At 37.8% G+C, this 26580-nt stretch carries 28 protein-coding genes and 1 pseudogene; 20 read left to right on the forward strand and 9 right to left on the reverse strand.

The window, feature by feature from the left end; genetic code table 11:
- Positions 1–37: 37 nt before the first annotated feature.
- Positions 38–574, reverse strand: a complete 537-nt coding sequence (locus CSB87_RS16795) for an NAD(P)H-dependent oxidoreductase (RefSeq protein ID WP_004887826.1) — start codon at positions 572–574, stop codon at positions 38–40.
- A gap of 92 nt (positions 575–666) precedes the next feature.
- Here CSB87_RS16795 and CSB87_RS16800 point away from each other — a divergent pair, with 92 nt between their 5' ends.
- Positions 667–1020: a winged helix-turn-helix transcriptional regulator gene (locus CSB87_RS16800; protein WP_004887823.1), complete on the forward strand. Its 354-nt coding sequence runs from the start codon at positions 667–669 to the stop codon at positions 1018–1020.
- Between the two features lie 38 nt (positions 1021–1058).
- Positions 1059–1706 carry a hypothetical protein gene (locus CSB87_RS16805; RefSeq protein ID WP_228131602.1) on the forward strand — a complete coding sequence of 216 codons (648 nt, stop codon included), beginning with the start codon at positions 1059–1061 and terminating at the stop codon, positions 1704–1706.
- Positions 1707–1743: 37 nt separating this feature from the next.
- On the opposite strand, the gene CSB87_RS16810 is transcribed toward CSB87_RS16805, so the two are convergent.
- On the reverse strand, positions 1744–2676 hold the full coding sequence (locus CSB87_RS16810; protein ID WP_004812228.1) for an IS5-like element ISAha3 family transposase: 933 nt from the start codon (positions 2674–2676) through the stop codon (positions 1744–1746).
- A gap of 75 nt (positions 2677–2751) precedes the next feature.
- Here CSB87_RS16810 and CSB87_RS16815 point away from each other — a divergent pair, with 75 nt between their 5' ends.
- The 5 genes from CSB87_RS16815 (at position 2752) to CSB87_RS16835 (ending at position 6613) form a co-directional block, all read left to right on the forward strand.
- Positions 2752–2994, forward strand: coding sequence for a hypothetical protein (locus tag CSB87_RS16815; RefSeq protein WP_031952474.1), 243 nt, complete (start codon positions 2752–2754; stop codon positions 2992–2994).
- A 211-nt stretch (positions 2995–3205) separates the two neighbouring features.
- Complete coding sequence (locus tag CSB87_RS16820; RefSeq protein ID WP_001000625.1) at positions 3206–3331, forward strand: hypothetical protein; 126 nt, start codon at positions 3206–3208, stop codon at positions 3329–3331.
- A gap of 4 nt (positions 3332–3335) precedes the next feature.
- Complete coding sequence (locus CSB87_RS16825; RefSeq protein WP_001118705.1) at positions 3336–3770, forward strand: CopG family ribbon-helix-helix protein; 435 nt, start codon at positions 3336–3338, stop codon at positions 3768–3770.
- Positions 3771–3782: 12 nt separating this feature from the next.
- The gene (atzF, locus tag CSB87_RS16830) at positions 3783–5594 is read left to right on the forward strand and encodes an allophanate hydrolase (RefSeq protein ID WP_004887817.1); all 1812 of its coding nucleotides are present in this window, start codon (positions 3783–3785) and stop codon (positions 5592–5594) included.
- Positions 5591–6613: an ABC transporter substrate-binding protein gene (locus CSB87_RS16835; protein WP_031959979.1), complete on the forward strand. Its 1023-nt coding sequence runs from the start codon at positions 5591–5593 to the stop codon at positions 6611–6613. The genes atzF and CSB87_RS16835 overlap by 4 nt, the downstream gene beginning before the upstream one ends.
- A 51-nt stretch (positions 6614–6664) precedes the next feature.
- Here CSB87_RS16835 and CSB87_RS16840 read toward each other — a convergent pair whose 3' ends face one another.
- Positions 6665–7546 carry an ABC transporter ATP-binding protein gene (locus CSB87_RS16840; protein WP_004887813.1) on the reverse strand — a complete coding sequence of 294 codons (882 nt, stop codon included), beginning with the start codon at positions 7544–7546 and terminating at the stop codon, positions 6665–6667.
- Complete coding sequence (locus CSB87_RS16845) at positions 7546–8490, reverse strand: ABC transporter permease (protein WP_004887812.1); 945 nt, start codon at positions 8488–8490, stop codon at positions 7546–7548. Before CSB87_RS16845 ends, CSB87_RS16840 begins: the two co-directional genes overlap by 1 nt.
- Positions 8491–8614: 124 nt before the next feature.
- On the opposite strand from CSB87_RS16845, the pseudogene CSB87_RS16850 reads away from it, so the two are divergent.
- The 5 genes and pseudogenes from CSB87_RS16850 to CSB87_RS16870 all read left to right on the forward strand — a co-directional run.
- Positions 8615–8857 (forward strand): annotated as a pseudogene (locus CSB87_RS16850) (type VI secretion system protein TssA); the annotation flags it as partial.
- A 16-nt stretch (positions 8858–8873) separates the two neighbouring features.
- On the forward strand, positions 8874–10238 hold the full coding sequence (gene tssK / locus CSB87_RS16855) for a type VI secretion system baseplate subunit TssK (RefSeq protein ID WP_004887810.1): 1365 nt from the start codon (positions 8874–8876) through the stop codon (positions 10236–10238).
- A 17-nt stretch (positions 10239–10255) separates the two neighbouring features.
- Positions 10256–11062: a type IVB secretion system protein IcmH/DotU gene (gene icmH / locus CSB87_RS16860; protein WP_002048400.1), complete on the forward strand. Its 807-nt coding sequence runs from the start codon at positions 10256–10258 to the stop codon at positions 11060–11062.
- A gap of 12 nt (positions 11063–11074) precedes the next feature.
- Complete coding sequence (locus CSB87_RS16865; RefSeq protein WP_004887809.1) at positions 11075–11674, forward strand: hypothetical protein; 600 nt, start codon at positions 11075–11077, stop codon at positions 11672–11674.
- Positions 11675–11681: 7 nt separating this feature from the next.
- A complete protein-coding gene (locus CSB87_RS16870) occupies positions 11682–12635 on the forward strand; it encodes a M15 family metallopeptidase (protein ID WP_002048347.1) in 954 nt (317 codons plus the stop codon).
- A gap of 98 nt (positions 12636–12733) precedes the next feature.
- Here the strand turns inward: CSB87_RS16870 and CSB87_RS16875 are convergent, their stop codons facing one another.
- Together CSB87_RS16875 and CSB87_RS16880 are read right to left on the reverse strand one after the other, a co-directional pair.
- Positions 12734–13942 carry an IS256-like element ISAba26 family transposase gene (locus tag CSB87_RS16875; RefSeq protein WP_000343018.1) on the reverse strand — a complete coding sequence of 403 codons (1209 nt, stop codon included), beginning with the start codon at positions 13940–13942 and terminating at the stop codon, positions 12734–12736.
- A gap of 62 nt (positions 13943–14004) precedes the next feature.
- Positions 14005–14817 (reverse strand): LysR family transcriptional regulator, encoded by an 813-nt coding sequence (locus tag CSB87_RS16880; RefSeq protein ID WP_050488922.1) that lies wholly within the window; start codon positions 14815–14817, stop codon positions 14005–14007.
- Positions 14818–15085: 268 nt separating this feature from the next.
- Here CSB87_RS16880 and CSB87_RS16885 point away from each other — a divergent pair, with 268 nt between their 5' ends.
- The 3 genes from CSB87_RS16885 (at position 15086) to CSB87_RS16895 (ending at position 18037) form a co-directional block, all read left to right on the forward strand.
- Positions 15086–15568, forward strand: coding sequence for a nucleoside deaminase (locus CSB87_RS16885; RefSeq protein ID WP_004887807.1), 483 nt, complete (start codon positions 15086–15088; stop codon positions 15566–15568).
- Entirely contained in the window at positions 15568–16749 is a 1182-nt protein-coding gene (locus tag CSB87_RS16890; protein ID WP_004887806.1) for a cyanate transporter, read from the forward strand. The genes CSB87_RS16885 and CSB87_RS16890 overlap by 1 nt, the downstream gene beginning before the upstream one ends.
- A gap of 130 nt (positions 16750–16879) precedes the next feature.
- Entirely contained in the window at positions 16880–18037 is a 1158-nt protein-coding gene (locus CSB87_RS16895; RefSeq protein ID WP_004887805.1) for a winged helix-turn-helix domain-containing protein, read from the forward strand.
- Between the two features lie 66 nt (positions 18038–18103).
- Here the strand turns inward: CSB87_RS16895 and CSB87_RS16900 are convergent, their stop codons facing one another.
- Together CSB87_RS16900 and CSB87_RS16905 are read right to left on the reverse strand one after the other, a co-directional pair.
- The gene (locus CSB87_RS16900) at positions 18104–18562 is read right to left on the reverse strand and encodes a GNAT family N-acetyltransferase (protein WP_004887804.1); all 459 of its coding nucleotides are present in this window, start codon (positions 18560–18562) and stop codon (positions 18104–18106) included.
- Positions 18563–18877: 315 nt separating this feature from the next.
- Positions 18878–19537 carry an epoxyqueuosine reductase QueH gene (locus CSB87_RS16905; protein ID WP_006580639.1) on the reverse strand — a complete coding sequence of 220 codons (660 nt, stop codon included), beginning with the start codon at positions 19535–19537 and terminating at the stop codon, positions 18878–18880.
- A gap of 411 nt (positions 19538–19948) precedes the next feature.
- On the opposite strand from CSB87_RS16905, the gene CSB87_RS16910 reads away from it, so the two are divergent.
- From CSB87_RS16910 to CSB87_RS16930, 5 genes are all read left to right on the forward strand, one after another.
- A protein-coding gene (locus tag CSB87_RS16910; RefSeq protein WP_076611894.1) for an IS5-like element ISAba27 family transposase occupies positions 19949–20771 on the forward strand; the annotation gives its coding sequence in 2 pieces (ribosomal slippage) (positions 19949–20329 and positions 20331–20771; 822 coding nt in all).
- 75 nt (positions 20772–20846) lie between these two features.
- The gene (locus tag CSB87_RS16915) at positions 20847–21134 is read left to right on the forward strand and encodes a hypothetical protein (protein WP_004887800.1); all 288 of its coding nucleotides are present in this window, start codon (positions 20847–20849) and stop codon (positions 21132–21134) included.
- Positions 21135–21344: 210 nt separating this feature from the next.
- A complete protein-coding gene (gene soxR, locus CSB87_RS16920; protein ID WP_002048264.1) occupies positions 21345–21797 on the forward strand; it encodes a redox-sensitive transcriptional activator SoxR in 453 nt (150 codons plus the stop codon).
- A 160-nt stretch (positions 21798–21957) separates the two neighbouring features.
- Positions 21958–22392: an I78 family peptidase inhibitor gene (locus CSB87_RS16925; protein ID WP_004887796.1), complete on the forward strand. Its 435-nt coding sequence runs from the start codon at positions 21958–21960 to the stop codon at positions 22390–22392.
- Between the two features lie 559 nt (positions 22393–22951).
- On the forward strand, positions 22952–24334 hold the full coding sequence (locus CSB87_RS16930) for an L-serine ammonia-lyase (RefSeq protein ID WP_004887795.1): 1383 nt from the start codon (positions 22952–22954) through the stop codon (positions 24332–24334).
- Between the two features lie 43 nt (positions 24335–24377).
- Here CSB87_RS16930 and paaZ read toward each other — a convergent pair whose 3' ends face one another.
- On the reverse strand, positions 24378–26480 hold the full coding sequence (gene paaZ / locus CSB87_RS16935; protein WP_004887793.1) for a phenylacetic acid degradation bifunctional protein PaaZ: 2103 nt from the start codon (positions 26478–26480) through the stop codon (positions 24378–24380).
- Positions 26481–26580 lie beyond the last annotated feature (100 nt).

Raw genomic sequence — 26580 nt, forward strand, 5'->3', positions numbered from 1 at the left:
TCAAAAGAGAGCATCGATATTGATGCTCTCTTTTTTATTATGCTTCGGTCAAATGCTTTAATAATTTATGGCCATGTTCAACAGCTTCTAATTTAATTTTTGACTCTGAGTTACCCGATAAAGGCGATACGTCATAAAGCAAAAATGTGCCGTTTAACTGCATTTGCGTATATTGAATTGAATGTTGAACCGCTTTTAAAAAGCTATCGATTAAGTTTTCTTGGTCGTTCACCATGTTCGCTTCTTTTTGCCCGACCGTCATACTAATAATGACTTTTTTATCTTTTAATTTGTCGCCCTGAGAGCCATAAGCGAACTGATAAGTAAAAACTTCATCAAACCATAACTTCAAAATTGCCGGCATATTAAACCAGAACATTGGATATTGCAGAATAATCGTTTCGTGGCGTAACAACGCTTCTTGTTCAGCGCTGACATCAATTTTATAGTCTGGATAAAGCTGGAAAATATCTCGGACTTCAAGGTCCGGATAGGTTTTTATAAGTTCATTCACTATCGTTTTATTTGCAATTGATTGAGCGTAGTAGGGATGGGCCAAAATAAGTAAAGCCATAATAATGCCTTGTAGCTATAAAAATCATAGTCACTATAATTTTTATAGTATGAGTGTACAATAACTATCAAAGTTGATAGGTGGCGTTAAAAATGACAAATACTGAAAATAAATGTGAAATCAGCATGAATGGAAAAACGTATCCATGTCATATCAGTATGGCTATGGATTTGGTGGGTGGAAAATGGAAAAGCGTTATTTTGTATTATTTAAAAGATGGGCCAAAACGTTTTAATGAAATCAATCAATTAATGCCAACTATCACAGAAATGACTTTAAGCCTTCAACTCAAGCAATTAGAGCAAAGTGGCTTAATCTCTAGAACGGTTTATGGTGAAAAAGCGCCGATTAAGGTGGTGTATGAAATGACTGAATTAGGCCAGTCTTTTAAACCTGTTTTAGAGTCTTTATCGATATGGGCGCATACGATGATTAATCAGGCATAAGACTAAAAAATATTAAAATATTGAATAGATTAGACTATGTGCGTGTGAATGAGGCATTTATTTCTTTTATTTTCACACAATTTAAAAAAGAGTTATTAAAAATGAATGGTAATGAGTCTACTTTAATTAAACAAGATTTTCCTGTTTCTTGGATGTATAAGTCAGGCAATGTTGAGTATTTATCTATTCCATATATTCATGGTGACATTTGTATCTTTGGACTGCCTTTAAGTGAGGTTGATAATGAATTCACGGTAACAGACTTTCCCAAAAAAACTAGAACAATTTATTCACTTTGTTCTACTAAATTTTATCCTTATCTTAACCGTATGATTGAATTAGAGTTAAATGAAAAAGTAGAATTTATGTTGATAGGTTTACAGCATGAATATATTGATTTTAATAAGAGTTTTTTTGATGACTTTAGTGAAATTAGCAAAGCTTTAAGTAAAAAATACTTTCCTAAATTAAAAGTGTTCAAATATGGATTTGATGAACTCTATGTTAATGAGTGCAGAATATATCCTAATTTAGGTGACATCACAGAAATTATAGAGAAAATGCCCGCTTTAGAGATATTAGAGATTAATGGAGCATTTGAATTAACAAAGCCTTTAAATTTCAAATATTTAAAATCATTGTCTATAGAGGTGGATTTAGGTATTGAAGACGGCTTTGTTGCATAAACATTCAAAAGCTGAGTTCTCCCCAATCCATTCAAATTTAAGACACAACTTGGGTGCGAGGTCTACCTAATTCCGTAAATCTATTCAGAACTGCCACACGCGCATGAATTTCATTGACCTGACTTTGAAAATGTCTTGCCGTCAGCCTATCACCTAATAATTTGATGCAATGCATCTTGGTTTCCACCAAACTACGACGGTGATAACCCGACCATTTTTTCCATAGGGTTCTGCCTAAATGTTTAACCGTTTGAAGTAACTCATTTCGTTCTATTGAACTTATTTTAGAATCTTTCCAGGGCTTGGCATTCTTTCTGGGTGGAATTACTGCATGTGCTTGACGATCTGAAATCACTTTTCTGCAGCACTTCGTGTCGTACGCGCCATCGGTATAGACAGAATCTATTCGCTCATCTAGTGGAATTTGATCCAGTAAATCACCTAGTACTTGTGAATCACTGACATTATTTGTAGTAAGCTGAACGGCACGTATTTGCAGTGTTTCAGCATCTATACCAATATGCAGTTTACGCCATTGCCGACGGTATTCAGGCTGATGTTTTTTACGCTTCCATTCGCCTTCACCTAAAAACTTTAAACCCGTAGAGTCGACAAGTAGGTGTAACCCATCATGACTTTTCTGATAGCTTATCGCAATATCAATATGCTTTTGTCGTCTACAAAGGGTGGAGTAATCTGGTGCTGTCCAATTCAAGCCACAGAGTTTAATCAGGCTTTGAACAAAGCCAGTAACCATACGTAAAGAAAGACGGAATAGAGATTTGATCATTAAACAGCATTGAATCGCTGTATCGGAATAAGTTTGATTTCGTCCTTGCTTGCCTTGTGGTTGTGCATACCATTGCGTCTTAGGATCAAACCAGATTGAAATATTTCCTCGCTTGATTAAAGCTTGGTTATACGAGGACCAATTGGTTGTACGATAGATTTTAGGTGTAGGCTTCTTCATCTGGAAATTATATTACTGAAGAAGCCTTCAAGAATAGCTTTGTGCAACAAAGCCATTGAAGACTGCAACGATGTTATGGCAATTAGCCAAACCACCCTTGATTTTATAATGAGTTCAAAAATTAGTGAACTAGAAAATTTTGAACTCATTATTAATAATAATGACTTGAAATATAATCTAAATTTAGAACTTTTTAAAAGTTTAGACTTAAATAAATTAAACAAAGTTTCTATATCTGGAAGCTTTCAAAAAGATTTAGAAGTTGAAATCTATAATTTATTGAGTAGCAAAGTTAAAAATATACGGATTAATAAATGATTTCTCTAATTTTGTTGCTGTTTAATTTGCGTTAAAAGCTAATGATAATATTTAAAGCCCCATCCCTGTGCATGGGGCTTTTTCTGCCCAAAAATCACTCACAAATTTCTGCCAAACCCATCAAAACTAACCTCAAAAACTGGCACATTTTCTGCATCTCTTACCAGTAATACAAAAACTGAATTTGGTAATACCAAACTAGAGGTGCGATATGAACGATGTAAAACCTGTGGTTCAACCAAAGCCAACTTTAAAAGCCTTTTTAGTCGAATTGCTTAGTGTACGTGCAGGCGTATATATCAAGCAAAACAATCAGCCGCCTAAAACAAAAGGATAAGACTGTGGCAAAACAAAAGTTGGCTCGAATCAGTATTACCGTACCTGAAACGACACTTAACGCACTCGACCAAAAAATTGTCGAGCAGAACTATGAAAGCCGCTCGCAAGCCATTGTCGACATGATTAATAAGCACCTGATTGCAGAGCAAGCACAGGCCAATGAAGTCATGGTGGGCACATTAACGCTACTTTACGACGCTAGCCAAATGACCTTGCGCAATCAATTGGTCGATTTACAACAACAGTTTTTAGCACAGGTGATTAGTTCACTTCATATCCAGCTCGACCAACAAAAAATATTGCAAGTCATGTTAATGCAGGGCGCGAGTTCTGAGCTTAGACAAATTAGCCAGCAATTTATTGTGTTGAAAGGGGTGATTAAAGGGCATTTAGAACTGATGGATGCTGTCATGCCGCCTATACAGCAAAATGACTAAATGAGGAGTAGCGTGTTGAAGAATTTATGGACCATCCAAGACTGGAAAACAGCATATCAAAACGGGCAAATCCATCTTAAGGATCTGCTTGGCTATGTGGCAGAAGTTAAAAATGATGATCATACGTGGATTGAAATTGCATCGAAGGAGCAGATTCAATCGCAAATTGATATTTTAAAAGACCAGAATATTGCTGACTTACCTCTATACGGTGTGCCATTTGCAGTTAAAGACAACATTGATGTCGCTGACTTTCACACCACTGCTGCCTGTAAAGAAGTTGAATATTTAGCGACACAAGATGCTGCCGTAGTAGCCAAGCTAAAAAAAGCAGGGGCGATTGTGGTTGGTAAAACTAACCTCGATCAGTTTGCAACGGGACTAGTTGGCGTTCGCTCTCCATACGGTGCAGTAAAAAATAGTTTTAACCCTGAATATATCAGCGGTGGATCAAGCTCTGGTTCTTCGGTAGTGGTTGCCAACGGCATTGTGCCTTTTAGTTTAGGGACAGATACGGCGGGCTCAGGACGTGTTCCTGCGGGTCATAACAATATTGTGGGCCTTAAACCAACAAAGGGCTGGTTTTCTACCACAGGTTTAATTCCTGCATGTCGAACCATTGATGTCATTTCTATTTTTGCGCTGTATATTGATGATGCTTGGGCAGTCGCCAGTTTAATGCAGGGCTACGATGAAACAGATGAATATTCACGAGCACATCCAGCCAATGTACCAAATCAATTTTCTAAACGAAAAATTGCTATTCCTGCTCAGCTTGAGTTTTATGGTGATATTGAATCTGAAAAGGCCTTTTTAATTGCAATTGAGCGCTTAAAAAAACTGGGCTATGACGTTGAGAGTATTGATTTCAGCGCGTTTAATGAGCTTGCTGCCGCACTGTATAACGATGCTTGGGTAGCAGAAAGAACAGTCGCCGTTGAACGCATGACAACACGTGAAAAGGCTCATCCAGTCATTGCTCAAATTATTGCGCAGGTAGATAAATTCAAGGCAACAGATGCACTTCAAGCCGAATATAACCGCGCCGTACTTGCTCGAAAAATTAATTTGGCTTTACAACCTTTTGATGCCTTGATGGTTCCGACAGCGCCAACCATTTACACCATTGCTGAAGTTGAAGCCGACCCATTGACTAAAAATGCGCACATGGGAGCGTATACCAACTTTGTTAATTTTGCTGATCTTTCGGCTTTAGCTTTGCCAAATGTACTTCGTGAAGACGGCCTACCAAGCGGGGTAACCTTTATTGCACCAGCTTGGCATGATCAGGCACTCGCCAATTTTGCGCAGCTTTGGCAAACCGAAACATCGCTGAGTTTAGGTAAATCAACTCAACATTATCAAAAAAGTCTAGAGATCCAGTCAAATCATTCAGTACAGCTAGCTGTAGTCGGAGCGCATTTAACAGGCATGCCACTTAATTTTCAGCTCACTAGCCGTAATGCCACTTTGCTCAAGAAAACACAGACCGCAGAGACTTATAAACTTTTTGCCTTAAAAAATACCACGCCACCAAAACCAGGGCTGCAATTCGATGAAGCAGGGACATCTATTGAAGTCGAAGTGTGGGATGTTCCTTTAGCAAATTTTGGAGCCATTGTGGCTGAAGTACCTGCACCACTTGGTATTGGGAACCTGAAACTAAAAGATGGAACATGGGTCAAAGGCTTTATTTGCGAAGCGTATGCCATTCAAGATGCAACCGATATTAGTCATTTTGGAGGCTGGCGAGCTTACATACAGTCACTCAATCAAACCGCTCAAAGTGTTGTTAGTAAAAATGTTGGGGAAGTTTCTATATGATTAAAAAAGCGTTTTTATCCGTATCTATTTTATCGGCAGTTGTATTGGGTGGTTGTGACAATACCGCTAAAGTGCCTGAGGCTAAACAAGACGCTCAGGCAGCCGCAAATACAAAACCAATTACCATCGGATATAGTGATTGGCCGGGCTGGGTGGCTTGGCAAGTGGCTATTGAAAAAGGCTGGTTAAAAGAAGCAGGGTTAAATGTAGAGTTTAAATGGTTTGATTATTCCGCGTCGCTTTCGGCTTTTTCGGCAAATCAGCTCGATGCTGTGTTGGTCACCAATGGTGATAACTTGGTAACAGCTTCGGGTGGTATGCAAGGCATGATGATTTTGGCAACGGATTATTCTGCGGGCAATGATGTCATTATTGCAAAAGAGGGCATTAATACCATTCAAGACTTAAAAGGAAAATCGATCGGTGTCGAAAAAGGCTTGGTTGACCATCTTTTACTAGCAACAGCTTTAACCGACCATAACATTAAAGTGAATGAGGTGAAGCTGGTAAATTCAGCGACGAACCAATTACCTCAAGTGTTTAATAGCCCCGATATTTCCGCGATTGCTGTTTGGCAACCTGTTGCAGGTCAGGCATTAAAAGCAGTGGCAGGTTCTAAAATTATCTATACCTCTAAAGACAAGCCGGGTTTAATTTACGACACCTTAACAGTCAACATGAGCCACTTAACTGCTCATCAAGAAGAATGGAAAAAAATCATTCAGGTGTGGGATAAAACCGTTAAATATATTAATGACCCTGCAACCCATGCCGATGCGGTTAAAATCATGGCAAACCGTTCAGGGGTTGACCCAAAACAATATGAGTTAATGGTCAGCGGTACGCATTTATTAGATATCAATGCCAATAAAAAAGTATTTACTAAATCTCAAGGCTTTGACTCGATTTATGGCTCTAGCTATCACGTCAATAAATTTAATGTCGAAAACGGTATTTATAAAACCGAACAAAATGTAGATGGGCTGATTTATCCAACACTCATAGAGCAACTTAAATAAACCCCATAAATCAAAAAGCCCAAGTTGAACTTGGGCTTTTTTGTGTTTGGCTTATTTTTCTGTACTGACTTGAGTCATACGCGGTATTTTTGGTAAGTCTTGCAACGCAGGGTCAAGCTCGTCTTCTTCAGCGTGAACCAGATAATCAACTCGTGCCCGAAGTTGTTTGAACTCAGATGTACTCATTAAATCGAGTGAACGTGGACGAGGTAAATTAACTTCAATAATTTCCTTAATTTCACCGGGGTTGGCTTTGAGTGCCACAATTCGGTCTGCCAGTAAAATGGCTTCATCCATGTCATGGGTTACAAAAATAATGGTGATATCAATGTTTTGCCATAAATCCATCAAGTGCTTTTGCATTTTTTGACGAGTGTGCGGGTCGAGCGCACCAAAAGGTTCATCCATGAGTAAAATTTTAGGTTGATTAACCAAAGCTCTAGCAATCGCAACGCGCTGTTTCATACCACCAGAAAGTTGATGTGGATACTGATTTTCATATTTTTCTAAACCAATAATATTAATCCATTCACGTGCTTGAGCTTCGGCTGTCATTTGACTCGCGCCGCGCATTTGAGGACCAAACATCACGTTTTCTTTTACGGTTTTCCAAGGGAAAAGGGTATAGCCCTGAAATACCATGCCGCGTTCAGGGCATGGTCCCGTAATGCATTCGCCGTCTACTAAAACCTCTCCACTATGATATGGGTCTAAACCCGCAATGACACGGCTCAGTGTCGATTTACCGCAGCCAGAAGGACCAATTACGCAAATAAATTCTCTTTTATGAACTTTTAAATCGAGCTTATTTAAAACAGTGCGTTCGCTTTGACCATGCTTAAAGACTTGGCTCAGTTGTTTGGCTTCTAAAATCACAGGACGTTCATAAATTTTTTGAAAGTATTCATGCGCGTTAAATGTTGAATCGTTCATTATTTTGCTCCTACTTTCCAAGTGAACATCCGTTCACCTAGCTTCATTAATAGCCAATCACAGACCAGACCAATCACCCCAATAATCAAAATAGCCGCATAGACATTGTCAAAGTTTTGATAGCGAGCCTGTTGGGTAATAAACCACGTAATACCCGAGGTCGTACCAATCAACTCTGAAACAATTAAGTAGGTCCAAGCCCAGCCGAGTAACACACGTAAATCACGGTAAATATCAGGTAAAGCTGCAGGAATCACCACATGAAATAAACTTTTGAGCTTATTGGTGCCAAGCGTATAGCCAGCTTCAATTAAGCTTCGATCAACCATTCGTGTGGTATTGGCAATAATGAGAATCTGCTGAAACAGAGTACCAATCACAATAATGGCAATTTTAGGTGCGTCATTAATCCCTAAAATTGCCACTGCAAGTGCACCAAACGCAGGTGCGGGTAGGTAACGGAAAAACTCGACAAACGGTTCTGTTAACAGGGAGATCCGCTTAGAAAAACCACACAAAATACCCAGTGGAATCCCTATAAGCGAAGAAATAAAAAAAGCTGAAAATACCAGTTTAATACTGTGCCATAAACTTTGATGAAACCACGGCGAATCAGGTTGTTCAGGTGGTGTGGTAAAGGCGGTGACCAAAGCCTTAGCGACCTCATGGGGAGCGGGTAAATAAATAGGGTTGACCAAAATACCTTGTGGTGGTGCAGAATTTCGATTGATTGCATTTTGTGCTTCGAGATAGAACACACTTTTATCAACACGACTGCCTACTTGTAAGTAAGGAACACTGCCTGAACTCGTGATTTGTACTTGAGGATGCCAAATAAAAGGTAAGTAACTGATTGCGCACCAAAGACATATTGGAATAACGAAAGAACAAATACTGAGAATCAGCTTGTTCTTTCGCGTAAATTCCTTTGCAACATAACCCATATCGAGAGCTCCCCATTTTGATCAGTATTACGATTTTCATAAAACGTAATATTGTTAAGCAAAATAAGTGCCATCTTTAAGATGCTCTCGATGAGTTAAGAAGACGAGGGAACTAAAGTTTATGTTTCAGCCTCAAGCACAAACTCACTTGGCTAACCGTGAGCAAGCAATGAAAGTGCTACAAGAAATAGCCGATTATTTTCAGGCCAACGAGCCACATAGTCCTGTGAGTTATATGCTTCAAAAGACCATTAAATGGAGTCAAATGCCATTACATGAATGGTTGGCACAAGTCATTAAAGATGAAAACCCATTACAAATGGTTCAGGAAATGTTAGGTGTGCAGCCTAAAAATGAATATGAATAAAGATTGGTAAAGACATATGTTTAAAGCTGAAAAAGTCCTGTGGGGCGAAGGTTTATTTTTAAGACCTCAACATTTCCAAATTCAAGATACCTATCATGAACAACGCTTAAATCACACTGTTCGTGCTGTTGTGCCGTTTTCATATGGTGTTCAAAAATTAAGTTTTGATGAAGCACAGCTTAGTACACATATTCTTGCGCTTGAATCGGTAGAAATGATTTGGCAAGACGGTGAAATATATCAGGCACCGGCTTACGATTTATTACCTGAACCAATTTTGCTTGATGAGCTTAATTTACGTGGTGAAATGGTCATCTATTTGGCATTACCATTATTACAAGCCAATAAACAGAATTTAATTGATCAGAATCAATCACAGAAGGGGCGTTATCAATCACATTTGGTTGAGACCCACGATCTGTTCACAAATGCGACAGAAGCTGATATCAGCTTATTGCGTCGTCGAGCTGTGTTTAAATTATTAGATGCAAACAGTAATCCTGATCATAATCTGGATGGTTTTCTTTATTTGCCAATTGGTAAAATCAAACGTCAGAGTTCAGGTGCTTTTGAAATTGATCGTAAATTTATTCCACCTATTTTGCATGTCGATGCATCTGAGACATTAGTTTCGAATTTAAAAAGAACATTGAATGTTATTAAGGCAAAAATTAAAACCATTCAAACCAACAACCGTGAAAATGAACAGAAATTAATTGAATTCCGTTCAGGTGATATCGTTTCGTTTTGGTTAGTCAATGCTTTAAACACTGCACATGCTGGTCTGAATCATTTCCTGCAATATCCACAAATTCATCCGGAACGATTGTTTTTTGAACTATTGCGTTTAGCGGGCTCATTATTAACTTTTTCGACAGCTTATGAAGTTGATCAGTTACCGGCCTATAAACATCACAATTTGCAAGAGAGTTTTACCCAGCTCGACACCATTTTGCGTGATTTATTAGATCCCATTATTTCTAGTCGCTACATCAGTATTGCCCTTAAAGAAATTCGTCCTTCATATTGGGTGGGAAGCCTCGAGACAGATAAGATTACTCGTGATACTAGACTTTATATAGCCGTTTCCAGCAGTGCAATGCAGACTCACGAGTTGATTCAGATTGTACCTCTACGGTTTAAAATCGGTAGTACGCTGGATGTTGAACAGCGTGTTGTTGCAGCATTACCAGCCATTCCATTACACCACTTAATTCAAGTTCCAACGGCTATTCCAGTGCGTTCTGGCGTGAGCTATTTCGAAATCGAACCGCATCATGAACTCTATCAGCGCATGTTAGATTCAGAGACGATTTGTATTTACGTTCCAGCGGGCTTCCAAGATATCAGTATTGAGCTGATTGCGGTCATGAACGCTTAAAGATAAAGGAGAGAAAAATGTCACAATCTACAGGTGCTCCTTCTTTATTTGATGACGGGCAAATCGGGACAGGGGGAAACAATAATAGCCAGTCCCAAGCAAAACTACAGGCGATTAATCTGATCGATTTATTGCACGATGGTTTTTATTTAATCTTTTTGATTCGAAATCAGTATGTGCCAGCTGACGCGCAGCGGTTTCGTGAAAAGATTTTAGATTTGCTTAATCGATTTGAACAACAAGCTAAAAAGTTGCAGTTTTCAGCAGATGATATTCATGATGCTAAATATGCATTTTGTGCATTGATTGATGAAACAATCGTGACCCAACAAGACCCAAGCTATTTTAATTTGCAAAATGCTTGGTTGATTAGTCCGTTGCAATTGAGCTTATTTGGTTCTCAATTGGCGGGTTATCAGTTCTTCGAAATATTAGAACAGCTGAGAAGCCGTGGAAAAGATCGTTTAGCTGCTCTTGAAGTATTCCATTACTGTCTATTATTAGGTTTTCAGGGTAAATATCGAATTGAGTCTATCGAAAGCTTAAATCATTTGGTTGCGCGAGTAGGTGACGAAATTGATTATTTAAAAGGTAAAAAAGTTGCTTTTTCGCCGTTCTCGGCAATTCCTGATCAGATACGAAATATTATTCATCGCGAATTACCTTTTTTCTGGATTTTGATTTTCTTATTGATTTTTGCATTGCTTACCTTCGCGGGTCTAAGATTTATGTTGAACAATCAAAATGATAAAGCATTATCTACTTATCAAAATGTGATTTCTGCCCCACAAGAGCAGGCACATATTACAATTTATTTACCTTGATGATGGAACGAAATGGCTCAGGAAAAACCAACTTCTATTCGAGTTTTGCAATCGAATAAAAAAAAGTCGAGATCACCAGTAAACTATATCATCATTGGTATTATTGCCGGGGTGTTTGTAAGCATCTCACTGTTCCTGTTCTTGTCTCAACCGTATTCGTCAGATCCTACCACTGTTGAGAGTAAGTCAAATCAAGATCAGGAACGTGATCCAGTATTGATGACGAATTCTTCTACGCATGGACAAGTTACAGTTGATCAGCAAGAGCAAGCTGATCCAATGAGCCATGATGGTTTTGAGCAACCTAAAGAAAATGAACTGAGTGGTATTTTTAAACCTGCTCCTCATAAAAATGCGGCTCCAACTCAGCAACGTGTTTCACCTTTTGATGCACAGTTAACAGGTGAACGGGTAGCACCTAAGCAACAAGTTGTGGCTAAACCCACTCAACCAATACAACCAGCTCAGCAAAAACCTATCGCTCAACCTAAGGTAGTTCAAGCTAAACCTGCTGAAGCTAAGAAAGTTCCAGTTGAGCCAGAGGCTGAGGCGGAAACACCGAAAGCATCGGTTGATATCAAAGTGACTCGCAGTCCATTTGCGGTGAATTAGTAAATTCATGATGATTTTTCTAATTTTCTTTTGTTTTGCCTGCCTTGCTATAGGGCTGGCATTTTTAATGTCTTACGAACTCAGAAGTAAAGGTAGAACATTTGTTTTATCGTTATTACCTCAGGGACGTCGGCAACTAAATCAGGTCAGGCAATTTGCCCAGACCATGAATCAGGCAGCTGCACCTGAAAAATTACAATCTCATTGGCATTTGCAACAATGGTGGATTGTAATTGCAGGATTTTTTTTATTTGCCAGCATTTTAGTTTTTGCCTTTACTCGTCCGATTAGTTCAACTCGGATTGAAGCCGAATACTTAAAAAAAACTGATCCGCAAATTTACGCATTATTAAATGGAGAAATCTTATCACCACCACCTGAAGTGGATGAAGGTCTGATTGAAGCGGCAATTGTTGAAGCGACTCAATTAGAACAACAATATGCTTCTCAAGACAGTGGTGCAATTAATTCTTCACCTATTGATAAAGCAAGTTTCGATGGTCGTGCAATTTTAGATACCAATATGGTCAATCGTAAGTGGGACAAAATGAACCCACGCTATAAGCAGCGTTTGCTTATGGTCTTTAAAATTATGAAAGAGCAATATGGTTATGAGTTAGTCTTGCTTGAAGGTTATCGCAGTCCAGGGCGCCAAAATATGTTGGCAGGCAACCCGAATACAACCAAGGCAAAAGGTTATCAGAGCTACCATCAATTTGGTTTAGCAGCAGATGTAGCATTTAAACGAAATGGTAAAGTGGTTATTTCTGAACGTGATCCATGGGCTATGCAGGGGTATCGTCTGTATGGGCAAGTTGCAGAGTCCGTTGGACTGACATGGGGTGGACGCTGGAAATCTATACAAGACTATGGTCATACCGAGTATAGAATGCCTGGTTTGAAGAAAACTCAGGAAATGGCGGAAAAATTGATTGCTGAAAGCTTAAATGAAATAAGTTAAAAGCTTAAGAGAGCGATTCGAAACGATCCTGCAATACAGTAGTCATCTTATCAGCAAGCTGGGAGAGCCTGTAAATTATTTTGTGTAAGTTCCATTTTTTATAAATGATCTTTTAATCGATCATCGAACTGAATCGTAAACCAATTCATTGCTAAACGCCAATTTTGAATTGGCATCGTCCATTTCTTCGCAGCATTTGATGTTGCTAAGTAAATGACCTTCTTTACTGAGTCATCAGATGAAAAGATTTTCCTTTTCTTCGTTGAATGGCGTATTACGCTATTCAACGACTCAATCGCATTTGTTGTATAAATAGCATGACGTATTTCGGCTGGATAGCTAAAGATCGTTCGGATATTTTCCCAATTGGCCCGCCAGGATTCTCCAATTTTGGGATACTGGTGATTCCATTGATCACAGAAGATGTCTAGGGACTTTAAAGCATTTTCCTCTGTACTTGCCTGATAAATCGCTTTCAGACCCGACGTAACAGCCTTGTAGTCTTTCCAGCTTACAAATCTCAGGCTATTGCGTACAACATGCACAATACACAGTTGAATATCAGTATGAGGGTAAACAGAGGCTATCGCGTCAGGAAAGCCTTTTAATCCATCTACACAGGCAACAAGAATGTCCTGTACTCCTCGATTTTTTAGCTCTGTCATGACTGACAGCCAGAATTTGGCACCTTCTGTCTGAGCAATCCACATACCCAGTAATTCTTTTTGCCCATCCATATTGATGCCTAAAGCAAGGTATACGGACTTGTTAATCACATTGGAGTGCTGACGGACTTTGACAACAATACAGTCAAGATAGACAACAGGATAAAGGCTATCTAAGGCTCTATTTTGCCACTCAGTCACTTGCTCAATCACAGCATCGGTAACTTTGCTGATGAGAGATGCTGACACATCGGCATCGTACATTTCTTTGAAGAAGGCTACAATTTCCCTATTAGTCATTCCTTTTGCATACAGTGAGAGGATTTGGTCATCCATACTGGTGATGCGTGTTTGGTGCTTTTTGATAATTTGTGGCTCAAATGAACCTTCTCGATCACGGGGAATATCTAAAGCCAGTTGTCCATCTTGAGTTGTAATGGTTTTAGAACTAAACCCATTACGGCTATTTGAGCCTTTCTTGGGCTGATGCTTTTCATAACCGAGATGGTCTGAAAGTTCAGTATTGAGTGCAGTTTCAATCATGAATTTTTTAAAGACTGCTGTCATTTGGTTTAAGTCTTCTGGTGTTTTTAGACCTTTAGCCAATTCGGCAGCCATACTTTTGATTGTTGCTTCATCCATGTGAAGTACCTTTTGTAATTATCCTCTGAAGGATAAATGAAAATTAAGTACTTACACAAAATTTAGAACAGTCCCAGCTGGGAAATCAACCCAGCTTTTTCCCATGTGTAAATTGAAACTACCATAGGTGAAGCTTCACCTAACGATCTATATTTACGTACACGACGACCTTTAGTGGTACTTACAGGAAGTAAAGATATTCCCAAACCTGTTTCGACACTGACTAAAACACTTTCTAAACTACTGCCTGTAAAAGCAATATACCAACGTTTCCGTTCTCGCTCTAAGGTTTCAAACATTTCGTCTCGATAAAGTCCACCTTGGGGAAAAGTTACTAAACGAATGGGATCGGTTATGGATGTAATCGTATTTTCACTTTCAAACCAAGCCATTTCTTCAGGAAAAGATGCATAGCAATCAGCACTGGCAGCAGGCTCTTTCACGATAACAATATCCAGTTCACCATTTCGGTAACGCTCTGTTAGGTTACGGCTTAGACCAGAAGTAACATCTAAGCGAATAGACCGATGGGCTTGCGCGAACATGCCAAAAATTTCTGCCATAACAGTACTCATCATATCTTCTGGTAAGCCAATCCGAATAGGAATACTACCTGCTGGATCTTTTAAAACAGCTTCTGCTTCTTGTTGAAGTGTCAAAATTCTTTGAGCATAACCAATTAAATATTCACCTGAGGCAGTCAATTGTAAAGGTCGTGATGTACGATCAATGAGAGTATGACCAACAGATTCTTCAAGACGTGCCAATTGCTGACTAATCGTTGATTGTGTCAGATGTAACTTATCAGCAGCGATGGTAAAACTGCCACTTTCAAAAATAGTCACGAATGCACGAAGAAGACGAGGGTCAAACATAAGAATTATCACCAACAATGCAAAAAGCACAATAAATAAGTATTTATAATCTTAATACAATCGATTAAATAATTTAATTTCCAAATACTTTTAAGCACATTTATTCTAGTTCCAAATTGTTCTGCTCTTAAAGCTTACTTAGAGTTTTTCATACCTAAGTTTCTTATCTAGATAATTGGATCATTGCTACAGCATGTACATTCAAGTGAATACTGTGAAATTGAAAGTTACTTCTTTTAGTCGGCGCAAAGTGGGTTGAGGATAAATGATGAAAGAAAATCAAATGTTTTTACGCCAAGCGTTAGAACTTGCTTATCACAATGTTGAAAAAGGCGGCAGACCATTTGGAGCAGTAATTGTAAAAGATGGGAAAGTAATTGCTTCTGGCGTAAATCAGATTTTAACAACCAATGACCCGACGGCTCATGCTGAATTACTTGCAATTCGTGCAGCTAGCCAAGTTCTAGGAACTGCAAATTTAGAAGGTTGTTCTGTGTTTGCAAGTGGGCATCCATGTCCTATGTGTATGGCCGCAATGCGTTTAGCAGGTATAAAAACAGTTCATTATGCTTATTCTAATGAAGACGGAAAACCTTTTGGTTTATCTACAACTGAAATATATGCTGATCTTGCAAAACCCTTTGCTGAGCAGTCTATGAAAATTGAATATGTACCTGTTCGATTTGAAGGCCGTACCGATCTTTACGTACTGTGGAAGAATTATCAAAGCAATCAGTCAGGCCTAAAGTAATGAATCAGTCTGGAGCTTCTTTTGCTCGATCCATGCTTATCGTTACAGTCGCCTTGGTTGGACTCAATTTAAGACCTTTTATGACAAGCATTGGTCCATTAGTCTCCAGTATCCGAGCAGGCACTGGGTTGAGTCTACAAGGAATAGCTTTACTCACTTTATTGCCGATGATGTTAATGGGAGTCATTGCATTTATTGGTCCAATCGTACAAAGCATAGTTGGCGAGCGCAGAGTTGTTTTGGGTGCTTTACTGACTATTTGTATTGGATGTGGCCTTAGATTTTTATTTCCTACAGCTGAGGGTTTAATTATCAGTGCGGTTGTGATCGGTTTAGGCGTCGCGCTGATACAAGCAGCTTTTCCAGGCATTATCAAAAGAGAGTTTAGTCAACATATTGGACCGATGATGGGACTTTATTCCGCTATGCTTATGGGGGGCGGTGCATTAGGCGCATGGTTAGCGCCTGTGGTCTCAAATATAATGGGTTTATGGCCTGTGGGATTGGCTTTCTTTGCTCTACCAGCTGTATTGGCATTAATCTCAACATTTATTTTTTTACCCTCTATCGTAAGTTTGAATGTATCTGCAGCACCTGTAAAGACGTTGCTTAAGAAACCTAGAACATGGTTATTAATGCTGTGTTTTGGGCTTGTTAATGGTGGTTATTCTTCGGTTGTTGCTTGGTTAGCACCGTCTTTTCAAGATCATGGTTGGAGTAGTGGACAAAGTGGAAAATTGCTCGCTTTACTTGCTTTAAGCCAAGCAGCATCGGCACTGATTTTGCCTATTTTAGCTAGACAATATAAAGATCGCCGTCCATGGCTATGGTTTACTCTATTCATGCAATTTGCTGGTTTTTCTGGACTTGCATTTGTGCCCGAGTTTGCATCTATTTTATGGGCAATTTGTTTAGGGGTTGGCTTGGGAGGCTGTTTTGCTCTAACACTTATTGTTGCACTTGACCATTTTGAAGAACCTAGCAATGCAGGAGCTTTATCTGCACTTATGCAAGGGGGTGGTTTTTTACTTGCGGCTATACCACCTTGGCTAGTCGCAGCATTACACGACTTTACAGGGACTTATAAAGCGGGATGGATTTTTCATCTATGTAGTGTGATACTGGTGATAGTTTTAGTGATAAGACTAGCACCTAAAAGTTATCGCAAAATTCGCCTATAAATTTTTATGTGAGTAGAGAATATTACATATCTAAAGAAATACGATTTAGTTGCAAAGAAGATTAAAGAATAGTGATAGGATGATTCTGAAATTTTTAGATTTGAAATGAATAAAACAATATTTGATTTTTATGACATCTACTTTGAAAAAAATTGCCTTACTTAAACAAGGCTTAGGAAAAAATAGTCCATTTGCGACAGGAGTAGATGGAACCTTACAGGCGATTGAACATTTAGGATATGTGCAGATTGATACCATCTCTGTGGTTGAGCGTGCTCATCACCATATATTATGGAACCGAGTGCGTGACTATGAGTTAAGCCATTTAAATAGTTTGGTTCGCGAACGTCAGATTTTCGAATATTGGTATCATGCGGCGTCTTATCTTCCTATGAAAGATTATCGCTATGCTTTACCTGCCATGATGTCGGTTAAGAAAGGGGAAAGCCGTTATTTCAATAGAGGTGATCAACACCTGATGAATGAAATATTGGCGCGTGTTCGTGCTGAAGGTAAAATTCGATTACGTGATATTGACAAGAAAAATAAAAAAAGTTTAGGGAATTGGTGGAATACAGGTCCGGGACGCCGTGCTTTTGAGCAGTTATATATGCAAGGCGATCTGATGATTTGTGAGCGTAACGGTATGGAAAAAGTTTATGATTTGACAGAGCGTTGCTTGCCTGAAAATATTGATTTAACAATGCCTACGCTTTACGAATATGCGCAGTATTTATTTACTAATACGCTTCGAGCACATGGGGCATTTACATGGAAACAATTAGTTCATTTAAAGAAAAATGATTTAAAAGATGCTATGCGTGTTGTGCTCAAAGAGCAGGTTGATGCTGGTATTGTATCAGCGGTTAAAGTTGCTGACGGTCAAACCCTATATGTAGATGTAGCAGCAATAGAGCAAAAAGTGGATAGTGAATTTGGTTTAAAAATACTTTCACCATTTGATAACTCGCTTATTCATCGTGACCGCTTAACTTCTTTATTCGAATTTGATTATCGGATCGAATGCTATGTACCAGCAGCCAAACGGGTATTTGGATATTTCTGTTTACCTATTCTCTATCAAGATGAGTTGGTCGGCCGAATTGACTGTAAAGCGCATCGGAGTGTGAAAGAGTTAGAGGTAATTAGCTTACATTTAGAAAAAACAGTGAAAGATAAAGAGCATTTCTTTTTCGAGTTAGAGCAAGAACTCAAACTTTTCGCAGCATTTAACCAATGTTTAACTGTTAATGATAAAGTAAGTAAGTTTATTCGCAGCAAGAATTAAATAAACATTATTCTAGGTTTAAAAATAAAACACCAAAAGAATTAAGGCTTTTGGTGTTTTTACTTGTTAGGTTAAAGACATACGATATTGAATAATGCCGGGCTTTTGTGCAATCCAGTCGTAGAGTTTTTGTGCTTTTTGATTGCTTTCTTGAGTATGCCAATATAAACGTTCACAGCTATGTTGGGTGGCTTGCTTCTGGACATACTCAATAAGTTGTTTACCAATGTGTCGTCCACGAACTTCAGGTGATACATACAGATCTTCTAAATAACAGTAGTTATTTTCTGCCCAAGTAGACCGATGAAACATATAAGTGACAAAACCTAAGATACCTTGTTTATTTTTGGCAACAGCACAATAAATGGGTTCTTTTTCATCGAAAAAACGATCCCAAGTCATTTTTGTGATATGGAGGGGTAAATTGACCTGATAGAAATTTTGATAGGCAACCCAATATTCTAACCATTGAGTATAGTCTTGTTGTTGAACTGGCGAGACTTTGATTATTTCATTTTGAATCATAATTACACTTCATTCTGACTGATTGATGAAATTATATGTTGGATATAAATAGTTTATAGAAACATTAAAGTATTAAAAACTAACACAATAAATCTAATGAGAAAAGAAATTGCTTATTTTTATGACTTTTTAAAATAAAAAAATTTTATTAATATTATTTTAAGCTAACTTAATTATTATAAAAACATCAAAGCTCGTCTAAGTACACCTTTTAGCCACATTCTCCAGATGTGGCTCTTTTTATTTAAGGTTAAAAATTTAGAAAATGAAATAAATATAATTAACTTATTTATTTTTAAATAGCTAGAGAGATTTTTAATCTTCTTCCATAGCATTACTATAAAACTTAACACCAAGTTTAATACGATCTCGGCCATTACTCATACGCCAGCGATTTGTATCACGTAAAGAATAGACACAACCACAATATTCTTGCTGATAGAATTCTTCACGCTTACTAATTTCAATCATACGGCTAGAGCCACCATTTTTTCGCCAGTTGTAGTCCCAGTACTGGATTTCTGGATAGTGTGAAGCAGCGCGAATCCCGCAATCGTTGATTTGTGCCATATTTTTCCATCTTGAAATGCCTAAAGAACTACTGATTAAGCTAAAACCATGTTCATAAGCGTATAAAGCAGTACGCTCAAAGCGCATATCAAAACACATGGTACATCGGATACCACGTTCAGGTTCATTTTCCATTCCTTTAGCACGAGCAAACCAATTGTCTGTGTCATAATCTGCATCAATAAACGGAATATTATGTTTCTCTGCGAATCGAATATTTTCGTCTTTACGAATGAGATATTCTTTCACTGGATGGATATTAGGATTATAAAAGAATATAGAAAAGTCTATATTGGACTCAATTAATGCTTCCATGACTTCTCCAGAACAGGGAGCACAACATGAATGAAGTAATAATTTATTATGTCCTAAAGGAAGTTCAAGTTTTTGTCTCTGAGTAGTCATAAGGAAAAAATCAAGATATATTTCTATATATTCTAAGTTTTTTAAATAAATATAGGAGTGAATTTTTTTCAATTCAAGATGAAAAATATTTAATTATTGATTTTAATATAGTTCTTAAAAAATAATTTAAATTATTTTTTATTTTATATAATAATATAAATATTATGTTTATGTAATTTTATAAGTATTAAGTTTGATTTTAAAATATTTGATCTAATTGAAAATGATAATTATTTTATATTCTGTTAACTATTTGTCTTTTATATATTTATTTTTTATAATTTGACAGCCAATTAGTGTGATAAACGTCACAAATAAGTATTATTTTTTAATTTTAAATATTTTTTTAGATTTATATTTTTATTAAATTAGACCTCTTGCGAAAGTAAAAACCACCTCAATCTAAATTTCATGAGATATCAGAAATTAAATCGTTTTTCAGATTCTGAATTCCAGCGCTTGGTTGGTGTACCTCGACCAGTTTTTAGTGAAATGATCGAAGTTTTAAAAGAAGTAGAATCACTTAAAAAGAAATCTGGGCGTCCTCATACTTTAGCTATAGAGGATCAATTATTATTAACACTCAATTACTTACGGAATTACAGCACTCAATTGGAGTTGGCTGCAAATTACCATATCGCTGAAAGTAATGTGAATCGAACCATTAAAAAGGTTGAAGATGCATTGATGAAATCAAGACGGTTTACTCTGCCAAAACGAAGCATTACCACAGCAGACGAACAGTTTAACTGGGTCATTATTGATGCGACAGAATGTTCAATAGAACGTCCGAAAAAAAAATCAGAGTAAGTTCTACAGTGGTAAAAAGAAGAAACATACGCTAAAAGCACAAGTGATCTATCATCCGAACAGCAAACAAATCATAGGGCTAGATATATCGAATGGCAGTCAGCATGACATTAAATTGGCAAGAAGAACGGTTAAAAAATTCAAACATTGTAAATATGTTATGACCGATTTAGGGTACTACGGATTAGAGCAAGATGGCTTTAAATTATTGATGCCAATAAAGAAAAAGAAGAATTTACCCTTATTTGATGTTGAGAAAAAGTACAATAAAATGATTGGAAAAATACGAGTTGTGATCGAACATATTAATAGTCAATTGAAAACATTTAGAATATTAAGTGAACGCTATCGAAATAGACGGAAAAGATTCGGTTTACGCATTAACTTAATCGCTGCACTGGTAAATCGGATGAACTTGCAATAACGACTTTCGCAAGAGGTCTATTTATACTAAAACAGTTATTCTATTTTTTAATTTGAGTATGTGATATTTTAAGATATGGACGATTGGCAATGTAAGTATTGTAATGGTTACATTATGGTTAATCATTCAAATATAGAGGTAGGGGAAAAAGTTTACTTTTTGGTATATAAATTTGATGCAAAAAATGAAAGAAAAAAGCTATATAAAAAAGAAACAGTGATTGCACGCTGTGATAATATTTTACATATTGAATCGAGAAAAAAGACATATAAAATAGAAGAAGCTAAAGTCTATCCACTCGGCGCACCTATGCCATTTGTTTACAATATGTTTTGGGTTTGTGGCTGTGAAAATAGACCATAGTATTTTGTTTTATATGGCCTGACCTGAAGTATTAATTTAAACAAGTTGATTGTTTTTTGTTCATTTTTGGATATATATTCTTAATTCATTCTAGTAGTTTAAAATTTAGATAAATATTCTAAATGCTTGAACTGTTAAAATTAAATTTCTTATTTGACAAAATTTAAGCATCCTTTTATAAAACCTCAACTAAAGTTGTGATTAATAGAAATGACTGAAACGAATCAAAGCCGTTTGTTGACTGTAGGTGAAGTTGCAAAACGCAGTGGTGTTGCAGTTTCAACGCTTCATTTTTACGAGTCTAAAGGTTTAATTAAAAGTATAAGAACCAATGGTAATCAACGTCGTTTTACTTTAGTGGTGTTGCGTTACATTGCGATCATTAAAATTGCCCAAAAAGTTGGGATTCCCTTAGATGAAATTAAACAAGCTTTAAGTAAGTATCCGATGGGATCTAAATTAACTGCACAGCAATGGAAAGAGTTATCTCTTGATTGGCGGAAAAGTTTGGATGATCGTATTCAAAAACTTACGCGACTTAGAGATGAAATGGATTGGTGTATAGGTTGTGGGTGCTTGTCATTAGAGCAATGTCCACTAAGAAATCCAAATGATGTATTGGGACAAGAAGGTGTTGGGGCACGTATTTTAGAAAGATCATAGCGCATAAATTTGTTGATTGATTCTATTGCTAATAATGTACCGCTTGGAATAATTAATTATTTTGTAAGTTACTCTCTATGAAGGTTTTTTATTGTAAACAGTTTATATAAAACATGAATTTTTTTGATATCTTTATTTTTTTTAGTAAGAAGTAAAATTTATGAAAAAAACTATCTTTCTTGGATTAGCGCTTGTTTCGTTAACGGCTTGTTCAGCAGTACAGCATAAAGAATTAACTCCACCAAAAATTGGTTCACCAAATCCGGCAAGTCAATATTGTGTTGAACAAGGCGGAAAATTAGAAATTAGAAATGAAACAAATGGTCAGGTTGGATATTGTCATCTGCCAAATGGTCAAGTGGTCGAAGAGTGGAAGTTATTCCGTGATAACCAAGCTAACTGCGTAGCAGAAGAAGCTCAAAAATTAGTAGGGCAATCTGGCTTAACTGATGACCAAATTAAGCAAAAAACGAAGTCAGAAATTGTACGTAAAGTAGCTCCTGGTCAGCCAATGACGATGGATTACCGTTCAAACCGAGTAACTGTTACTATTGATCCAGCAACTCAAAAAATTACCAACGCGAACTGCGGTTAATTTTTTAACTAAAAATTGATAGAAGACTGAATAAGAAAGCCTGTCAAAAGATGGGCTTTTATTTTTTTAGTTTAAGAAGAATGGAAGAGAGGATATTGTTTTTCGCTATGCTTATGAACCTGATATAGCAGTTTTTATCTATTACGAAAAAAAGCCCCTAGCGGACTAGAGGCAGAAAAACTTCAGATGCAGGTAACAGGTGAATTATGCATCTGAGTTAAGTAGGTTGTATCAAACCATGTAAAGCACTTTACCAGTAAAAATGAGTAAAAATATGGAAGTGCGACTAATGGCTAATATGTGCTGTTTGTTATTTATACAAATTGATGTACTAAATTAATTTAAGAATTTTTCAAAACGTCTACGACAAAATTAAAAGCTTCAAAATCTGTGATTGTGTAGCAATTAGTTTAGAGAGAAGATTCAACCGTTGTCTTTTTATGCGACTACCCAATAGTTATTCGTGATTTGTACTTGGCTTAATGATAATTTTAGAGCTATCCGAAAGGACACAATAATGACGAACATACGAATAATAATGAATCGAAGGTAGGACTACGTGTTTATTAGTGTATTTGATCTTTTTAAAATTGGCATCGGCCCATCTAGCTCCCATACAGTTGGACCAATGCGTGCGGCATACAGTTTTGTGGATGATTTATTGAAGCAAAACGATTTACAAGCAACAGCTAGAGTTCAGGTGAAGTTATACGGTTCGCTGTCGGCAACCGGTGTCGGTCATGCGACAGATAAGGCTGTTCTGTTAGGTTTAATGGGTTTTGACCCTGAACATATCGATACCCAAGTAAGTACAAGCTTGATTGAAGATGTTCTTGAAAATAAAACAATCCAGCTTAATCGGCAAAAGAGTATTTCTTTTGACTATAAGCATGATGTGCTTTTTTTAGATGAATCTTTGCCTTATCACCCCAATGCAATGGAATTGATTGCGTATAACGAGGCTCAAGAAATTTTATATGCAGAAACTTACTATTCAGTAGGTGGTGGCTTTATTGTTAGCCAAAGACAATTAACACATACCCAAACTGAAACTAACGATGTTAAGGTTCCATATCCATTTCACAGTGCGGCTGAACTTTTAAACTTATGTAAGACTCATCATTTATCAGTGAGCGAGTTAATGCTTGAAAATGAAAAAAGCTGGCGTAGTGAAACTGAGATTCGCAGCAAGATTATGGAAATCTGGAAAGTGATGCAGCAGTGCATTCACAACGGATTAATTAATGAAGGAATATTACCGGGCGGATTAAACGTAAAACGTCGGGCCAAGAAAATTCACGATAAGTTATTAAATAAGAAAAACTCAAACCTGATTGTGACGACTTTTCATGCGATGGAATGGGTCAATTTATTTGCCTTAGCGGTAAATGAAGAAAATGCTGCTGGCGGTCGAGTAGTGACGGCACCTACAAATGGGGCCGCAGGAATTATTCCGGCAGTTTTATATTACTACGTGACTTTCTCTAAAGACTTTTCCGAAGATAAAGTGGTTCGTTTCTTTTTAAGTGCGGCAGCCGTTGGCATTTTATGTAAACTCAATGCTTCTATTTCTGGTGCAGAAGTAGGGTGTCAGGGCGAAGTCGGCTCGGCGTGTGCGATGGCTTCGGCAGGTTTAGCCGAGATTTTAGGTGCATCACCTGAGCAAGTGGAACATGCGGCTGAAATTGGGCTTGAACATAACTTGGGTTTAACGTGTGACCCGATTGGTGGTTTGGTTCAGGTGCCTTGCATTGAACGAAATGCAATTGCAGCTGTAAAAGCCATTAATGCAGCCCAAATGGCACTTCATGATGATGATGATGAACACTTTGTCACCCTAGATAAAGTGATTCAGACCATGAAAGAAACAGGCAAAGATATGTCTGAGAAATATAAAGAGACTTCAAAAGGTGGCCTCGCTGTTAACGCCATTGAGTGCTAAAAAAATGAGATGGGGACGAGGTGACCCCATCTCATTTTAAACATTAAGCCTCGCGAGCAACTAAAGTTAAAATGTCGTAAGTTGCGACAAGTTCACCGCGTTGGTTTTTGACTTTAATATCCCATACCACAACACCATGCGCAGGCTGAGAAGGGTCTTTTTGTGGTTTAGGTGTTTTTTGTTTACAGGTGAGTTCAACCTGAATCGAGTCACCAATTTTAACCGGTTCAACAAAACGTAAGTTGTCCATACCATAATTGGCAATCACAGGACCTTGTGCTGCATCTACAAATAGACCTGCTGCAGCAGACACAATGAAGTAACCATGTGCAACGCGTTCACCAAAGAAAGACTCCGCCGCTGCGATTTTATCAGTATGTGCATAGAAGTAGTCACCGCTTAAACACGCGAAATTGACAATATCTGCTTCGGTGACTGTACGGCGCGCTGTTAATAAACGTTCACCAATCACTAATTCATCAAAAGACTTTTTAAATGGATGTACGCGGTCTTCGTTAACTTTCGAGCCAGCAGTCCATGAGTGAGTAATTTGCGTCAAACTGTTTGGAGAACCCTGAATTGCAGTGCGCTGCATATAGTGTTTAACTGCACGAATACCACCTAATTCTTCACCGCCACCTGCACGGCCAGGGCCACCGTGTACTAAATGTGGAAGTGGTGAACCATGTCCTGTACTTTCTTTTGCAGACTCTGAATCGAGTACATGCACACGGCCATGCCAAGGCGCGATTTTTTGAATAATCTGCTCAATATTCTCATCATTATTTTTAACGACAGAAGCCACTAGGCTACCTTCACCACGTGAAACAAGATCAGCTAGTTCTTCAATGTTTTGATATGGCATGAGTGTACATACCGGACCGAACGCTTCCGTGGTATGAACATTCGTCGCTTGTAAAGGCTGTTCGCAAAGCAATAAAGTTGGAGCGAAAAAAGCACCTTTTTCAGGATGATCTGCATTAAATGTAAAGCTATCGTTGCCACCAAAAACAATTTTTGCGTCTTTGCTGAGTTCGGCAACTTTTTCTGCAACGTCATGTTTTTGTTTAATGCTCGCTAAAGCACCCATGGTGGTTTCTTCTTTTTGAGGGTCGCCCACCACAACTTTAGCAAGTTTGGCAGTCAGCTTCTCTTGTACAGTCGCTAACAAATTTTCAGGAACAAATGCACGACGAATCGCAGTACATTTTTGACCTGCTTTGGTGGTCATTTCACGAAAGACTTCACGCACAAATAAATCGATAGTTTCTTCATTTGCCTCAGGGCTTAAAATTGCACTGTTTACCGAGTCGGCTTCCATGCTAAATGGAATTGAATATTTATTGAGGTGAGGGTGATTACGTAATTTTTGGCCTGTGTAAGCCGAACCTGTAAACGTAACGCAGTCTTGTGGGCCTAACTGTTCTAACAGGTCATAAGTCTGACCGCAAATGAGTTGTAGCGAACCTTTTGGTAATACATGTGCTTCTTCAATCGCTTTTACAACTGCTTGAGTTAATTGGGCACCGTCGGTTGCAGGCTTAACAATACATGGAACACCAGCAAGTAACGTCGGTGCAATCTTTTCAAGCATTCCCCAAATTGGAAAGTTAAATGCGTTGATGTGAACGGCAACACCTGCTTTAGGACTTAAAATGTGCTTAGCACCGAAAGTTCCATTTTTAGATAATTGAATCCAGCTGTCTTCGGTAATAATTTTTTCGTCATTGAGTTCACGACGAACCAGACTTGAATAAGCAAATAATGTCTGGATACCGCCTTCAATATCAATCCACGCATCTTTACGAGTTGCGCCTGTTGCATACGCAAGTTTGTAAAACTCTTCCTTACGTTCAAGTAAATATTGGGCAATTTGTTTTAAAGCATTAGCGCGTTGATGAAACGTCCAGTTAGCCAGTTCTGAACCATTCTGTTTGGCATACTGAACAACACGTTTCATATCTATGCCATGACTACTTACGGCATAAATCGATTCACCTGTAATGGCATGATAAACGGTACGTAATTCTTCGTCAGACGAATGCCATGTTCCATAGACATAAGAAGCAAGATGAGGCAGTTGATGCTCAGACTGCTGAAAATCTGTGTCAGTTGAGGTTCCTTCTAGGTGTGCTTGTTCAAGCATGACCAAACTCCTTTTTTATTTGATACATCAATTATAAAAATTGCAAAAATATGATTCATAATTTCAGATTAATTTGTATAAAAGTCAACTTTATTTTGAT

It is taken from the genome of Acinetobacter sp. AR_0276, from assembly GCF_003000705.1.
Taxonomy (GTDB): Bacteria; Pseudomonadota; Gammaproteobacteria; order Pseudomonadales; family Moraxellaceae; genus Acinetobacter; species Acinetobacter nosocomialis.